The sequence below is a fragment of the Nocardioides speluncae genome, assembly GCF_003121585.1.
In the GTDB taxonomy this organism is placed as follows: domain Bacteria; phylum Actinomycetota; class Actinomycetes; order Propionibacteriales; family Nocardioidaceae; genus Nocardioides; species Nocardioides speluncae.
On record NZ_QEOO01000050.1, the window covers coordinates 92,546 to 105,743 of the forward strand.

A 13,198-nucleotide genomic window follows, 5' to 3' on the forward strand; every position below is an offset into this window, starting at 1 on the left:
CCAGCGAAATAGAAAGGGCCCTGGCCGGAGTCTCGGGTCTCCGGCCAGGGCGTGGAAAGAGTTTACATCGCAACTACCCCGAGGACACAAATCCGCGTCCACAGGGTCATCCCCAGGTCGCTTTGACTAGCCCGATGTGGCCGCCTTGTCGAGCGCCAGGACGGTGTTCGCGCCCTCGGCGGGTGCCAGCCAGACGTGGGAGCCGACGTCGAGCCCGAGGGAGCGGGCATGGGTCCGCGTGAGTACGACGACCACCTCCTCGCCGTCGTCGGTCAGCACCGTCAGCCGCACCTCGAAGCCGATCCGCAGCACCCGCGACACCTCGCCCTCCTCCGCACCAGCAGAGATCGGGTCGGTCGTGATCTCGATGTCGTGCGGTCGGACCAGGTGACCACCGAGCGTGGTGACCTCGCCGAGGAAGCCCATGACGAAGTTGTTGGCGGGTTCGTCGTACAGCTGGTCGGGAGTGCCTTTCTGCTCCACCCGACCCTCGTTGATGACCACGATCTCGTCGGCGACCTCGAGCGCCTCCTCCTGGTCATGGGTCACGAAGATCGTGGTCACGTGCACCTCGTCGTGTAGCCGCCGCAGCCAGTCGCGGAGCTCCTTGCGGACCTTTGCGTCGAGCGCACCGAACGGCTCGTCGAGCAGCAGTACCGTCGGCTCCACGGCGAGCGCCCGCGCCAGCGCCATCCGCTGCCGCTGGCCACCCGAGAGCTGCGACGGCAGCCGGTGCGCGAACTGCGACAGGTGCACCAGCTTGAGCAGCTCGTCGACCCGGTCGCGCACCTCGGCCTTGGACTTCTTGCGGATCTCCAGGCCGAAGGCGACGTTCTTCGCCACGGTCATGTGCTTGAAGGCGGCGTAGTGCTGGAACACGAAGCCGACGTTGCGCTTCTGCGGCGGCAGCTTGGTGGCGTCGACGCCCTCGATCTCGATCGACCCCGAGTCGGCAGAGTCGAGGCCCGCGATGATCCGCAGCAGCGTGGACTTGCCACCGCCCGACGGCCCGAGCAGGGCGGTCAGCTGGCCGGTGGGGATGGTGACGTTGACGTCTTCCAGGGCGACGAAGTCGCCGAACAGCTTGTTGACACCTTTGATGTCGATGCTCATTTTGCGGCCTCCTTGGGACGCAACAGGGACACGACGACGATGCAGAGCACGGCCACCGCGGCAAGAATGAAGGACACGGTGTACGCCGCAGCGTGATCGACCGGGAACGGACTGTTGTGGGCCTCGGTGACGTACTGCGTGGCGGTCTGCGAGTCGCCGGCGACGTTGGTGCCGACGATGCGGACCGCGCCGTACTCACCGATCGAGCGCGCCAGGCTCAGCACCACGCCGTACACGACCGCCCACTTGATGCTGGGCAGCGTGATCCGCCAGAAGGTCTGCCGGCCGTTGGCGCCCAGCGAGCGGGCGGCCTGTTCCTGGTCGTCGCCGATCTCGGTCAGCACCGGGACGACCTCACGGATCACCAGCGGCAGGGCCACGAAACAGGTGGCCATCACCATGCCAGGCGTGTTGAAGATGACGATGAGGCCGTTGGCCTCGAGCGTCGGTCCGAACCAGCCGTCCAGCCCGTTGTAGACCAGCACCAGCGCGAAGCCGACCACCACCGGCGACACCGACAGCGGTACGTCGATCAGCGCGGAGACCAGGCGCTTGCCCGGGAACTCCGAGCGGACCAGCAGCAGCGACATCGTCACGCCGAACACCATGTTGATGAGTACGGCGAGCCCGGCGACCTTGGCGGTCACCAGCAGCGCGTGTGTGACCTCGGGGTTCTGCAGCGCGGTCTGGATGTTGTCCAGGCCGCCCTCGAAGGTCTTCTGGGCCACCAGCGCGACCGGCCAGAGCACCAGCATGAACACATAGCCGCAGACCAGCGTGCCGAGCACGATCCGGAAGAGACGGGGCTCCTTAACCACGACGGCTCACCCGCCTCTGCAAGATGTCGAGTACGACGATCACGAGCAGCGCGATGGCGAGCATCACCGTCGCGACGGCGGCCGCCGCCGCCGGGTCGTCACCTTCGATGAAGGACAGCACCCGGATCGAGATCACCTCGGTCTTGTTCGGCAGGTTGCTGGACAGCAGCACCAGCGCGCCGAACTCCGAGATCGCCCGCGCGAACGACAGCGCTGCGCCGGCCGCGATCGCCGGCGTCAGGCTGGGCAGGATGATCCGGCGGAAGATGGTGAGCCGGCTCGCGCCGAGCGACGCGGCCGCCTCCTCGACGTCGTGGTCGAGCTCTTCCAGCACCGGTTGCACGGTCCGGACGATGAACGGCAGCGTCACGAACAGGAAGGCCAGCGTGATCGCGCGCTCGTCGGTTGCCCAGTCGAGCGGGATGCCCAGGAGCGGGATCTCCGCGGTGGACCCGTCGCCGTACAGCGAGACCAGCACCAGGCCCGCGACGATCGTGGGCAGCGCGAACGGGATGTCGATGGCTACGTCGAGCAGCCGCTTGCCGTAGAACTGGTAGCGGACAAGGACCCAGGCCGTCGCCGTACCCATCACTGCATTGATCAGCGTGACCAGGAAGGCCTGCCACACCGTCAACCTGATAGCTGCTACCACGTTTTCCGACGTGATCGACTGCCAGAAGCCACTCCACCCGCCACCGGCGGCGGTCGCCACGACCGCCGCCAGCGGGATGAGCACCAGCAGGCTGAACCACGTCATCGTCACGCCCAACGCCAGGCTGGAAGCCGGCGTCAGCGAGACTGCACCCAGACCGCGACGCGGCCGGCGCGGAGGCGCCGGCCTAGCCGCGGGAACCGCGGCAGCGGAGGTCACTCCGCGCCCTTACCCGCTTCGTTGAGGAGCTGGATGATGATTCCGGACTTCTCGTCGAAGTACTTGTCCTTGGCCTCGCCCCAGCCGCCGAAGTCACCGTCGATGGTGAGCTGCTTCTGCGGCGCGGGGAACGGGTCGGCCGGGTCGTTGGCACCCTCGACCTCGGTGTCCACCTCGACACCGACCGGACGGAAGCCGAACTTGGCGTAGAGGGTCTGCGCCTCCTCGGTGAGCAGGAAGTCGTAGAAGCTCTTCGCGGCGTCGCTGGCCTCGGTGGTGATCGCACCCGGGTTCTCGATCAGCAGCGTCTCCGGTGGGATGACGTAGTCGACCTCCGCGCCGGCCTGCTTGGAGAGGATCGCCTCGTTCTCGTAGGAGAGCAGGACGTCGCCCTGGCCCTGGTCGACGAACGCCGACGTGGCGTCGCGCGCCGAGCCCGGGAGCTTGATGGTGTGGTCGATCAGCTCCTTGGTGTACGCCTCGGCCTCCTTCTCGGAGCCGCCGTTGGCGATCACCGAGCCCCACGCGGCGAGGATGTTCCACCGCGCACCGCCGGACGAACCGGGGTGCGGCGTGATGACCTCGACGCCCTCCTGCACCAGGTCGTCCCAGGTCTGGATGTTCTTCGGGTTGCCCTTGCGGACCACGAACACCACCACCGAGGAGGTGACGATGCCCTTGTTCGGGCCCTGGTCCCAGTCCTTCGCCACCAGGCCGGCGTCGACCAGGCGGGTGACGTCGCTGGCGAGCGACAGGTGGACGAAGTCGGCGTTCTGGCCGGCCTCGACCGCGCGGCTCTGGTCACCGGACGGGCCGTACGACGGCGTCAGGTCGGCGCCGTTGCCGTCATCGGTCTTCTTGAAGGCGTCGAACACCTCGGCGTTCGCGGTCTTCAGAATCGAGAAGCCAACCACGTCGACCTTCTTCGACTGCCTCTCAGCAGCCGACTCTCCCCCGCACGCCGACAAGGCCAGCACCCCGGCAAGTGATACAGCTACCGCAGCCTTGATCTTGAGCTTCATGGCACTCTCTTCCCGCCCTGCACCCAGAGCGTTTCTTGTCAATGTCCAGAAGTCTAGTCGACTTAACTGAAGTGAGCATCATTGACGACATTGCGTGAGATGGGTGGCGTTGCTCACGTCGCTGGCGTATAGAGGTCGTCGTACGCACGTCCAATGCGGGAGACGAGGCCCGGTTTCACGTCAGCCCGACTATCCTGGGAGGCTGGAACGGGTCAAGGACTCGTCCGCATAACGCACGCCGAAGGAGGAGGCAGCTGGGGTGTCCAAGCAGGTCAAGCAACTCGACCGCGTCATCATCAGGTTCGCCGGCGACTCCGGTGACGGCATGCAGCTCACCGGAGACCGGTTCACCCAGGAGTCAGCAGCGTGGGGCAACGACCTCTCGACGCTGCCGAACTTCCCGGCCGAGATCCGCGCGCCGCAGGGCACGCTGCCGGGCGTCAGCAGCTTCCAGGTCCACTTCGCCGACCACGACATCCTGACCCCGGGCGACGCGCCCGACGTACTGGTCGCGATGAACCCGGCCGCGCTGAAGGCCAACCTCGGCGACCTGCCGAAGGGTGCCGCGATCATCGTGGACACCCACGACTTCACCACCCGTAACCTGACCAAGGCCGGGTACGCCGCGAACCCACTCGAGGACGACTCGCTCGCCGAGTTCGCCGTACACGAGCTCGACCTGACCGGGATGACCGTAGAGGCGGTCAAGGAGTTCGGGCTGTCCCGCAAGGACGCCGCCCGCGCGAAGAACATGTTCGCGCTCGGCCTGCTGTCGTGGATGTACGGCCGCCCGACCGAGACCACGGTGGCGTTCCTGGAGAAGCGGTTCGCGAAGGTCCCCGACATCCGCGACGCCAACATCATGGCGTTCAACAAGGGCTGGCACTTCGGTGAGACCACCGAGGCGTTCGTGGTCTCCTACGAGGTCAAGCCGGCGCCGATGCCCCCGGGCACCTACCGCAACATCACCGGCAACCTGGCGCTCGCCTACGGCCTGGTCGCGGGCGGCGTGCAGTCCGGGCTGCCGGTCTTCCTCGGCTCGTACCCGATCACGCCGGCCTCCGACATCCTCCACGAGCTCAGCAAGCACAAGGGCTTCGGCGTCACCACGCTGCAGGCCGAGGACGAGATCGCCGGCATCGGCGCTGCGATCGGCGCCTCCTTCGCCGGCCACCTCGGCGTCACCACCACCTCCGGCCCGGGCATCGCGCTGAAGTCCGAGGCGCTCGGGCTCGCGGTGATGACCGAGCTGCCGCTGCTGGTGATCGACGTACAGCGCGGCGGGCCGTCCACCGGCCTGCCCACCAAGACCGAGCAGGCCGACCTGCTGCAGGCGATGTTCGGCCGCAACGGCGAGTCGCCGGTGCCGATCGTGGCGCCGCAGTCGCCCGGCGACTGCTTCGACGCGGCGCTGGAGGCGGTGCGAATCGCGATCACCTACCGGACGCCGGTGATGCTGCTGTCCGACGGCATGCTCGCCAACGGCTCCGAGCCGTGGCGGATCCCCGAGGTCGCCGAACTGCCGGAGATCGACCCGAAATTCGCGACCGAGACCAACCACACCACGACCGACAAGACCGGCGAGGAGAAGGCCGAGTTCTGGCCGTACCTCCGCGACGAGGAGACGCTGGCCAGGCCGTGGGCGATCCCGGGTACGCCGGGCCTCGAGCACCGCATCGGCGGGCTCGAGAAGGGCGACGGCCACGGCAACATCTCCTACGACCCGGCCAACCACGACTTCATGGTCCGTACCCGCCAGGCCAAGGTGGACCGGATCGCCGACTCGCTGCCGCCGCTGGAGGTCGACGACCCGAGCGGCGCCGCGAAGGTGCTGGTGCTCGGCTGGGGCTCGACGTACGGCCCGATCGGCGCCGGCGTACGCCGGGTGCGCAAGGCCGGCTACCACGTCGCGCAGGTCCACCTGCGCCACCTCAACCCGTTCCCGAACGACCTCGGCGAGATCCTCAAGCGCTACGACAAGGTGCTGATCCCCGAGATGAACCTCGGCCAGCTCTCACTGCTGCTCCGCGGCAAGTACCTCGTCGACGCCATCGGCTACAACCAGGTCAACGGCATGCCGCTCAAGGCCGCCGCGCTCGCCGACGCGATCGGCACCCTGGTCGGCGAGGCCGAGGGCATCGAGGTCGAGCTGGTCGCGACCGACGCAAAGACCAAGGAGGCACGTCGATGAGCACGACCGCCCTTCCCTTCCCCGGCCTGCGCGGCGTACCCGAGGCCGACGAGAAGCAGACGGCCAAGGAGTTCACCAGCGACCAGGAGGTCCGCTGGTGCCCCGGGTGCGGCGACTACGCCGTACTCAAGGCCGTGCAGGGCTTCCTGCCCGAGCTCGGCATCCGCCGCGAGAACGTCGTGTTCGTCTCCGGCATCGGCTGCTCGTCGCGGTTCCCGTACTACCTCGACACCTACGGCATGCACTCGATCCACGGCCGCGCGCCGTCGATCGCAACCGGCATCGCCACCGCCCGCGAGGACCTCTCGGTGTTCGTGGTGACCGGTGACGGCGACGCGCTGTCGATCGGCGGCAACCACCTGATCCACGCGCTGCGCCGCAACGTCAACATGACGATCCTGCTGTTCAACAACCGAATCTACGGCCTCACCAAGGGGCAGTACTCGCCCACGTCCGAGGCCGGCAAGGTCACCAAGTCCACGCCGATGGGCTCGCTCGACCACCCGTTCAACCCGGTCTCGCTGGCGCTGGGCGCAGAGGGCTCGTTCGTCGCTCGCACCATCGACTCCGACCGCAAGCACCTCACCTCGGTGCTGTCCGCGGCCGCCGCCCACCGCGGCACCTCGTTCGTCGAGATCTACCAGAACTGCCCGATCTTCAACGACGGCGCCTTCGACGCGATCAAGTCGCCCGACACCAAGGCCGACGCGATCATCCCGCTGGTCGATGGCGAGCAGATCCGGTTCGGCGCCGAGCGGCAGTACGGCGTGGTCCGCGACCAGGACACCGGCTCGGTGCATGCCGTCGAGGTCGCCGACGTGGCCGAGAAGGACCTGCTGGTCCACGACGCCCACTCCCCCGACCCGACCACGGCCTTCGCGCTGTCCCGGCTCACCGACAACGGCGTACTCCACCGTGCTCCGATCGGCATCTTCCGCGCCGTCGAGCGGCCGACGTACGACGACCAGGCCCGCGAGCAGGTGACCACCGCCCACGCCGCCGCTCCCGGCGAGCCCGCCGACAAGCTGGCCGCGCTGATCAGCGGCGGCGACACCTGGACCGTCGTCTGATTCCGGACGTCCGGACCGGTCGCTCCCTGTCTACAGACCCACCCTGACAGGCGCGCCTTTCGAGCGACAGGAATTCTTAGCAAGTGACCGGTTTTCTGACAAGCACGCAACCATGGACCTCGTGCAGCCTCTGAGTTCACTCATCCGCTGAACCCGGCGCCGGCCTACATCCGGATCGATCAAGGGGAGCAAGGAAGCCTGTGTCCCACGGGGGAGGTCGAGGTCCGCGTCCACAGCCACAACACCCATGGCGACCACACCGACCGGTGGCCGTTCGTCATCGTCGCGCTCTGATCTGAATTTCCGAGGTTCGAGCCAACCTGGTTGGCTTGGCGGGCGTTCCTTCCTCAGAGACCTCGGGAGGTGAGTGTGGGACGGCGCGATGACAGTCAGTACGCCGAGTTCGTGGCTGCCTACCAACACCGGCTCCGAGGCTCGGCCTACCTCATGACCGGCGACTGGGCGACCGCAGCCGACGTCACCCAGGAAGCGCTGATCCGGCTGTACGTCGCGTGGCCCCGCTTGGAGAAGAAGGACGGCGGGCTCGCGTCGTACGCCCACCGCGCCCTGCACAGCGCCGTGGTCGACCAGCACCGCAAGCACAGCCGGCGCGAGAAGAACGAGGACCGGGCCCCGAGGGCGACCTCGGTCGGCGACGGCACCGAGGAGCACGCCGAGCGTGAGGTCCTGGTGCAAGCCTTGAAGGCGCTGCCCGAGCGGCAGCGCGCCTGCGTCGTACTCCGCTACTTCGAGGACCTGTCGGTCGCCGACACCGCCGCCGCGCTGAAGTGCTCGATCGGCACCATCAAGAGCCAGACCTCGCACGGCCTGCGCGCACTCAAGGCCGAGCTCACCCGACTCGGTAGGGCCGACGTGCTCGAGTTCGGAGGGGAGGGGTGATGAAGGACCTACGCGAAGCGATGCTCGACGCCGGCGCCCCCCGCGACGACTGGAACGCCGAGATCCCCACCCTGATCGCCGCCGGCCAGAAGCGAGTACGCCGCCGCAAACTCATCGCCGCCGGCACCGCCGCCGCCGTCATCGCCATCATCGGCACCACCGCCGCCCTCACCGGGATTCCTGGCCTCAACCGCGCCGACCCCGACCCTGTAAAGCCTGACAAGAGTGGCTTCTACGTCGAAGAGCGCCTGGCACCAGCGGAGGTCGAACGTCGCTGCACCATCGTGATGAACGCCGACGGGCAAACGAAGTACACCTGGGTGACCGACTCGACCGAGACCCGAGTGGGACGGACGATTGCAATGCAGACGACCGATCTCACAGGCAACGGTGGCAGCCACGCTGCGGCGTTCCTCCAAAACTGCGTGATCCCGCAGGAGAAGATGCTCCACCAGCCGCGTCGTGCCCACCCGGCAAAGATGCCGCTACCGACCGACACGGACGCCCTGACCGAACAGTGCTCTCGCCAAGCGAGCTACGACTTCACCGACTGGACGATCCTGGCGTCTGCGGCTCGTGGACGCCCGGGCGTCGATGGAGTCAATGTCGTTCTGATGTCGGCGAACGGTTACGCCGTCCACTGCAATATCTCCCCACCGGAGTCGAGCACCGGCATTAGGTTCGGCGAAGGCCGGCTCCACGATGACGAGGGCGAGCCGATCCTCCCACCGGACGACGCCGGTCCCGAGGATCCCGATCGCTACGTTGGCATCGCACCACGCTGCTACCGCGAGGAGCGGCAGATACGCTGCCTCAGCACCGGTGTCATCCCGGGCCTGCCAGATGGATACCGGATCGAGGTCGTCCGGCCCGACGGATCGGTCAAAGAGTTCGTCACGAATCGGGGCGCGTTTGCCATCGTCGTCCGGTCCGACAAGGAGAGCGGTACGCCGGACCGACTCGACGCCAAGGTGATGGATCAGGACGGCGGGGTGCTCTGGGACTCGGCGATCGAGCGGTAGCTGCCGCTCGATGTCTAGGTGGTGTCAGCGCGGGCTGATGATGTAGGCCATCGAGAACGAGCGCAGGTACTCGCGCCCGGGGACAACCTTCACTCGGTAGCAGCCCGGCTTCGTCACGCCCTTGTACGTGTAGAAGGCAGTGTCATCGGTTCTGTCTCGACGCGTGTCCTGCCACTTCACACCGAGGCGGCACACCCACTTCGCTCCGACCTTCTTGATCGGGCGGTACTGCAGCCGGGTCGGCTTGAACTTGCCGTGTGGCTTGACCTTGCCGAAGAAGTTGAAGGAGGTCCCAACCGTCTGGTTGATGCAGATCTGCACGTTGCGCTCACCTTCCGGCACATCCGTGTCCGCTTCGCAGCTGGCGCGTCGACCGTCGACCGTGCTGACGGTAAGGCTCTTGTCGGCGGCCGCGGCTGCCTGGGCCGGCGCCAGCGTAGCGGCGAGAAGCAGGGCGGTCAGCGCCGCGAGAACGCCCGTGATGATGCGATGCATCGCAAAAGTCCTTTCTCCCGCGAAAGACGTGCAGCCTTTCGCCCTCTCACCATAACTCCGCGCTCGGCGAGCAACGCCCACGCTTGGCGATGCCCTCTCGCCTGGGCGGGAGGGCATCGCCGTGCCGGAACTATCAATCCGGTCAGGTCCAGAAGACCTCGAGGGCCTTGCTGGGCGACCACCCGTAGTTGCCCCGAGGCGGAACGAGCGCCCGGTAGGTCCGTCGGGCACCTGAGGGAAGGTTAACGACCGTGTGGTAGTTGCCGACCCCGTTGGTCTTGATCACCTTGACCTTCGACCACTTGCAAGTGCCGCTGGCGCACACCCGCCGTTGGATGATGACCTTGCTCCACTTGTAGGTCTGCCTGGGGCCGACGTGACCCGAAAGGTGCGCATTCGGAATCTGAGTGCCGGACGCCTTGATGCCGACAAACCGCTTCTCCAGAGCCATGGCGGCGTCCTCGGCCGCCGGGGCGGTGGCCTGGGCAGGAGCGAGGGTGGCGGCGAGGAAGAGAGCGATGAAGGCGGCGAGGACGCCGACGATGATGCGTTTCATTCTGGGATGTACCCCCCAATGAGTAGTGACAGATGAACTGCTGATGGCGATCTACCCCGAGCGCAGACGGCCAACCCTACGTGTCCGGAACTGGGGCCCCTGAGGTTGGTCCGGTTCACCTTGCGTTAACCGGACGTCGCCCCGCGGGCATCTCGGGTGGCTTACGTTGCGTCCGGCTCGATCCCGAGACAGCAATTCCGAGTGAGGGACTCAATGACGACCACCCGCAAACTCCTGCCCCTGATCCAGAGCGGGCCGCACGGCTCGCGGAGCTGGGCGACCTGCTACTACCGGTGCGGCAACGCCTGCGACCACCCGGAGCCCAACACCTCCGACAACACGCACGTTTCCACTTTGATCGAGGGCGCACTCGCTCGGCGTGCGCTCCTCCGCGGCGCGGCGGTCGGTGCCGGCGCGCTCGTCGTCGGTCACGCCGCGGTCGGGTCCGCGGCGGCCGCGCCTGGCCCGGACGTCGCCACTCGGGGCGGCGATCACGACGACTACGACGGCGGCGACAACCCGGCCACGGGCCGGTGGACGCCGGTGGCGCCGAACGTGCGCGACGAGCTCAGCGTGCCGCACGGCTACGCGACCACCGTCGTCGCGTCCTGGGGCGACCCGGTCGTCGCGGGCGCGCCGGCGTTCGACGCGCTGAAGCAGACGCCGGAGTCCGCGGCGCTCCAGTTCGGCTACAACTGCGACTATGTCGGCATCCTGCCGCTGGACCGCAAGCACTCGCTGCTGGTGTGCAATCACGAGTACACCAACGAGGAGCTGATGTTCCCCGGCGACGGCTCGTACGACGCCGACACGATCCGCAAGATCGCGATCCAGTCGCACGGCATGTCGGTGCTGAAGATCAAGCGCCGCCGCAACGGTTCGTTCGAGGCCGTGCACCCGCGGGAGTCGGCGTACAACCGCCGGATCACCGGCACCACCAAGTTCAAGGTCGACGGCCCGGCGGCTGGCGACGCGCGGCTGAAGACCACGGCCGACCCGACCGGCTCCGAGGTGCTCGGCACCTTCAACAACTGCGCCGGCGGCCTGACGCCGTGGGGCACGGTGCTGTCCGGCGAGGAGAACTTCAACCAGTACTTCGAGTCCTCCACCGGCACGACGGACCCGCGGTACGCCGCCAGCTACAAGCGCTACGGCATCGCCGCGACGGCGGGCCGTGGCTGGGCGAAGGTCGACCCGCGCTTCGACCTGGGCAAGGAGCCGCACGAGCCCTTCCGCTTCGGCTGGATCGTCGAGATCGACCCCTACGACCGTCGTTCGACGCCGCGCAAGCACACGATGCTCGGCCGGTTCAAGCACGAGGGCGCCAACGTCGCGGTCGCCGACGACGGCCACGCCGTCGCCTACATGGGCGACGACGAGCGCGGCGACTACCTCTACAAGTTCGTGTCGAAGAACAAGGTCCGTCGCGGCGACTCGAGCTCGGCCAAGCGGCACAACATGACGCTGCTGACCGAGGGCACGCTGTACGTCGCGAAGCTCACCGGCGACGGCTCCGCCGACGGCGAGTACGACGGCACCGGCGAGTGGATCAAGCTGACCACCGACAAGCAGTCGTTCGTGGACGGCATGAGCGTGGCCGACGTACTCATCGACACCCGGCTGGCCGCCGACAAGGTCGCCCCGACCAAGATGGACCGTCCCGAGGACGTCGACGTCAACCCGGCCAACGGCAAGATCTACGCCGCACTGACCAACAACTCCAACCGGGGTACGACGCACCCGGTCGACGAGGCGAACCCGCTCGCAGAAAGCCACACCCGCGACCACCTCGACGGCCCGCTGGTCAAGAAGAGCGGCAACCGCAACGGCTACGTGCTGGAGCTCACCGAGGACGGCGGCGACCACTCCGGCACCGCGTTCCGGTGGACGCTGCTGCTGGTGTGCGGCGACCCGGAGGCACCGGAGACCTACTTCGCCGGCTTCCCGAAGGACAAGGTCAGCCCGATCAGCTGCCCGGACAACGTCGCGTTCGACTCGCGCGGCAACCTGTGGATCTCCACCGACGGCAACGTCCTCGGCTCCAACGACGGCATCTTCCGGGTGCCGCTGAAGGGAAGCCGCCGGGGCCAGGTCCAGCAGTTCCTGAGCACGCCGGTCGCCGCCGAGGCGTGTGGTCCGTTCGTCAGCCACCGTGACGAGGCCGTCTGGGTCGCCGTCCAGCACCCGGGCGAGGCGACTGGCTCGACGTTCGACCAGCCGGTAAGCACCTGGCCGCACACGCACGACTTCCCGCGGCCGTCGGTGGCGGTGGCCTACCGCCGCTGACCGGCGAAAAACACAGACAGGACCGCGGCGCGGTGTGCGCGCGCCGCGGTCCGTCGGTGATTTTTGGGACACTCTTCACGTAGCTGAGGGGCCCTCGCTAGGGTCTCGGGAAACCGACTCGGAATGGGTGTGTATGAGCTTCTTCGACTTCCTGAAGTCGACCACCAGGTACGCCGGCAGCAAGAGCGCGGTCGGGAGACTGGACCTGCGCCGCGAGTTCCTGGTTTCGCCGTACCAGACCGAGATCAACGGAGCCCGGATCCTCGACCTGGCCTCCCACGACGGCCGCTGGTCCTACGCCCTGGCGGCCGCGGGAGCACGCGAGGTCGTGGGGATCGAGGCGCGCCCGGAGTTGATCGCACAGTTCGACGAGTACCCGCACGGCGAGGTCCGGGACCGAATCTCGTTCATCGAGGCCGACGTCTTCGATGAGCTTCCGGCGATGGTGGACCGCGGCGAGAAGTTCGAGGTGGTCGCGATCTACGGCCTCTACTACCACATCATGGATCACTACCGGCTGCTCAAGCTGGTGTCCCAGCTGAAGCCGAAGCTGGTGATCATCGACAGCGAGTTCGCCACCTACAAACAGCCCATGATCAAGCTGATGTACGAGGACACCGGCAAGTTCCTCAACACGATCGCGCACGTCGACGGCCAGCAGCGCGCCCCGATCGGCATCCCGAGCCACGCGGCGATGGAGATGATGGCCGGCTCGCTCGGCTACACCGTCGAGTGGGCCAACTGGTACGACGTACCGCCGGAGAAGCGCAAGGGCCTGGGCGAGTACTACCGGGACCCGAAGGAAGTGGACCGGCGACGCGGAACCTGCGCCCTGCGCCCGGCGTAGAGAAGAG

General features: G+C 67.4%; 12 protein-coding genes. 6 read left to right on the forward strand and 6 right to left on the reverse strand.

From position 1 onward, the window contains the following. Positions 1-126 precede the first annotated feature (126 nt). Genes DDV73_RS26325 through DDV73_RS26340 form a run of 4 tightly spaced genes read right to left on the reverse strand, consistent with a single transcriptional unit; the run spans position 127 to position 3,824 of the window. Complete coding sequence (locus DDV73_RS26325) at positions 127-1,113, reverse strand: sulfate/molybdate ABC transporter ATP-binding protein (RefSeq protein ID WP_109510244.1); 987 nt, start codon at positions 1,111-1,113, stop codon at positions 127-129. Next, a complete protein-coding gene (locus DDV73_RS26330) occupies positions 1,110-1,931 on the reverse strand; it encodes a sulfate ABC transporter permease subunit (RefSeq protein ID WP_240617496.1) in 822 nt (273 codons plus the stop codon). The genes DDV73_RS26325 and DDV73_RS26330 overlap by 4 nt, the downstream gene beginning before the upstream one ends. Next, entirely contained in the window at positions 1,924-2,802 is an 879-nt protein-coding gene (gene cysT / locus DDV73_RS26335) for a sulfate ABC transporter permease subunit CysT (RefSeq protein ID WP_109510245.1), read from the reverse strand. The genes DDV73_RS26330 and cysT overlap by 8 nt, the downstream gene beginning before the upstream one ends. Beyond that, positions 2,799-3,824, reverse strand: coding sequence for a sulfate ABC transporter substrate-binding protein (locus tag DDV73_RS26340; protein WP_109510246.1), 1,026 nt, complete (start codon positions 3,822-3,824; stop codon positions 2,799-2,801). Before DDV73_RS26340 ends, cysT begins: the two co-directional genes overlap by 4 nt. Before the next feature lie 259 nt (positions 3,825-4,083). Here DDV73_RS26340 and DDV73_RS26345 point away from each other — a divergent pair, with 259 nt between their 5' ends. The 4 genes from DDV73_RS26345 (at position 4,084) to DDV73_RS26360 (ending at position 9,007) form a co-directional block, all read left to right on the forward strand. Beyond that, positions 4,084-6,015, forward strand: a complete 1,932-nt coding sequence (locus DDV73_RS26345; RefSeq protein ID WP_109510247.1) for a 2-oxoacid:acceptor oxidoreductase subunit alpha — start codon at positions 4,084-4,086, stop codon at positions 6,013-6,015. Then, entirely contained in the window at positions 6,012-7,085 is a 1,074-nt protein-coding gene (locus tag DDV73_RS26350) for a 2-oxoacid:ferredoxin oxidoreductase subunit beta (protein WP_109510248.1), read from the forward strand. The genes DDV73_RS26345 and DDV73_RS26350 overlap by 4 nt, the downstream gene beginning before the upstream one ends. Positions 7,086-7,448: 363 nt before the next feature. Then, complete coding sequence (locus DDV73_RS26355) at positions 7,449-7,985, forward strand: SigE family RNA polymerase sigma factor (RefSeq protein ID WP_206051111.1); 537 nt, start codon at positions 7,449-7,451, stop codon at positions 7,983-7,985. Between the two features lie 20 nt (positions 7,986-8,005). Next, positions 8,006-9,007 (forward strand): hypothetical protein, encoded by a 1,002-nt coding sequence (locus DDV73_RS26360; RefSeq protein ID WP_154402922.1) that lies wholly within the window; start codon positions 8,006-8,008, stop codon positions 9,005-9,007. Positions 9,008-9,031: 24 nt separating this feature from the next. Here DDV73_RS26360 and DDV73_RS26365 read toward each other — a convergent pair whose 3' ends face one another. Together DDV73_RS26365 and DDV73_RS26370 are read right to left on the reverse strand one after the other, a co-directional pair. After that, the gene (locus tag DDV73_RS26365; RefSeq protein WP_109510251.1) at positions 9,032-9,502 is read right to left on the reverse strand and encodes a hypothetical protein; all 471 of its coding nucleotides are present in this window, start codon (positions 9,500-9,502) and stop codon (positions 9,032-9,034) included. A 142-nt stretch (positions 9,503-9,644) separates the two neighbouring features. After that, positions 9,645-10,058 carry a hypothetical protein gene (locus DDV73_RS26370; protein ID WP_109510252.1) on the reverse strand — a complete coding sequence of 138 codons (414 nt, stop codon included), beginning with the start codon at positions 10,056-10,058 and terminating at the stop codon, positions 9,645-9,647. Positions 10,059-10,271: 213 nt separating this feature from the next. On the opposite strand from DDV73_RS26370, the gene DDV73_RS26375 reads away from it, so the two are divergent. Both DDV73_RS26375 and DDV73_RS26380 read left to right on the forward strand, forming a co-directional pair. Further along, a complete protein-coding gene (locus DDV73_RS26375) occupies positions 10,272-12,344 on the forward strand; it encodes a PhoX family protein (RefSeq protein ID WP_109510253.1) in 2,073 nt (690 codons plus the stop codon). A gap of 133 nt (positions 12,345-12,477) precedes the next feature. Next, the gene (locus tag DDV73_RS26380; protein WP_109510254.1) at positions 12,478-13,191 is read left to right on the forward strand and encodes a class I SAM-dependent methyltransferase; all 714 of its coding nucleotides are present in this window, start codon (positions 12,478-12,480) and stop codon (positions 13,189-13,191) included. The last annotated feature ends 7 nt before the right edge of the window (positions 13,192-13,198 follow it).

Coding starts and splice junctions, on each gene's coding strand:
- DDV73_RS26340 (WP_109510246.1), bottom strand. CDS start 3,824: ATGAAGCTCAAGATCAAGGCTGCGGTAGCTGTATCACTTGCCGGGGTG.
- DDV73_RS26350 (WP_109510248.1), top strand. CDS start 6,012: ATGAGCACGACCGCCCTTCCCTTCCCCGGCCTGCGCGGCGTACCCGAG.
- DDV73_RS26365 (WP_109510251.1), bottom strand. CDS start 9,502: ATGCATCGCATCATCACGGGCGTTCTCGCGGCGCTGACCGCCCTGCTT.
- DDV73_RS26375 (WP_109510253.1), top strand. CDS start 10,272: ATGACGACCACCCGCAAACTCCTGCCCCTGATCCAGAGCGGGCCGCAC.
- DDV73_RS26380 (WP_109510254.1), top strand. CDS start 12,478: ATGAGCTTCTTCGACTTCCTGAAGTCGACCACCAGGTACGCCGGCAGC.
- DDV73_RS26325 (WP_109510244.1), bottom strand. CDS start 1,113: ATGAGCATCGACATCAAAGGTGTCAACAAGCTGTTCGGCGACTTCGTC.
- DDV73_RS26360 (WP_154402922.1), top strand. CDS start 8,006: ATGCTCGACGCCGGCGCCCCCCGCGACGACTGGAACGCCGAGATCCCC.
- DDV73_RS26370 (WP_109510252.1), bottom strand. CDS start 10,058: ATGAAACGCATCATCGTCGGCGTCCTCGCCGCCTTCATCGCTCTCTTC.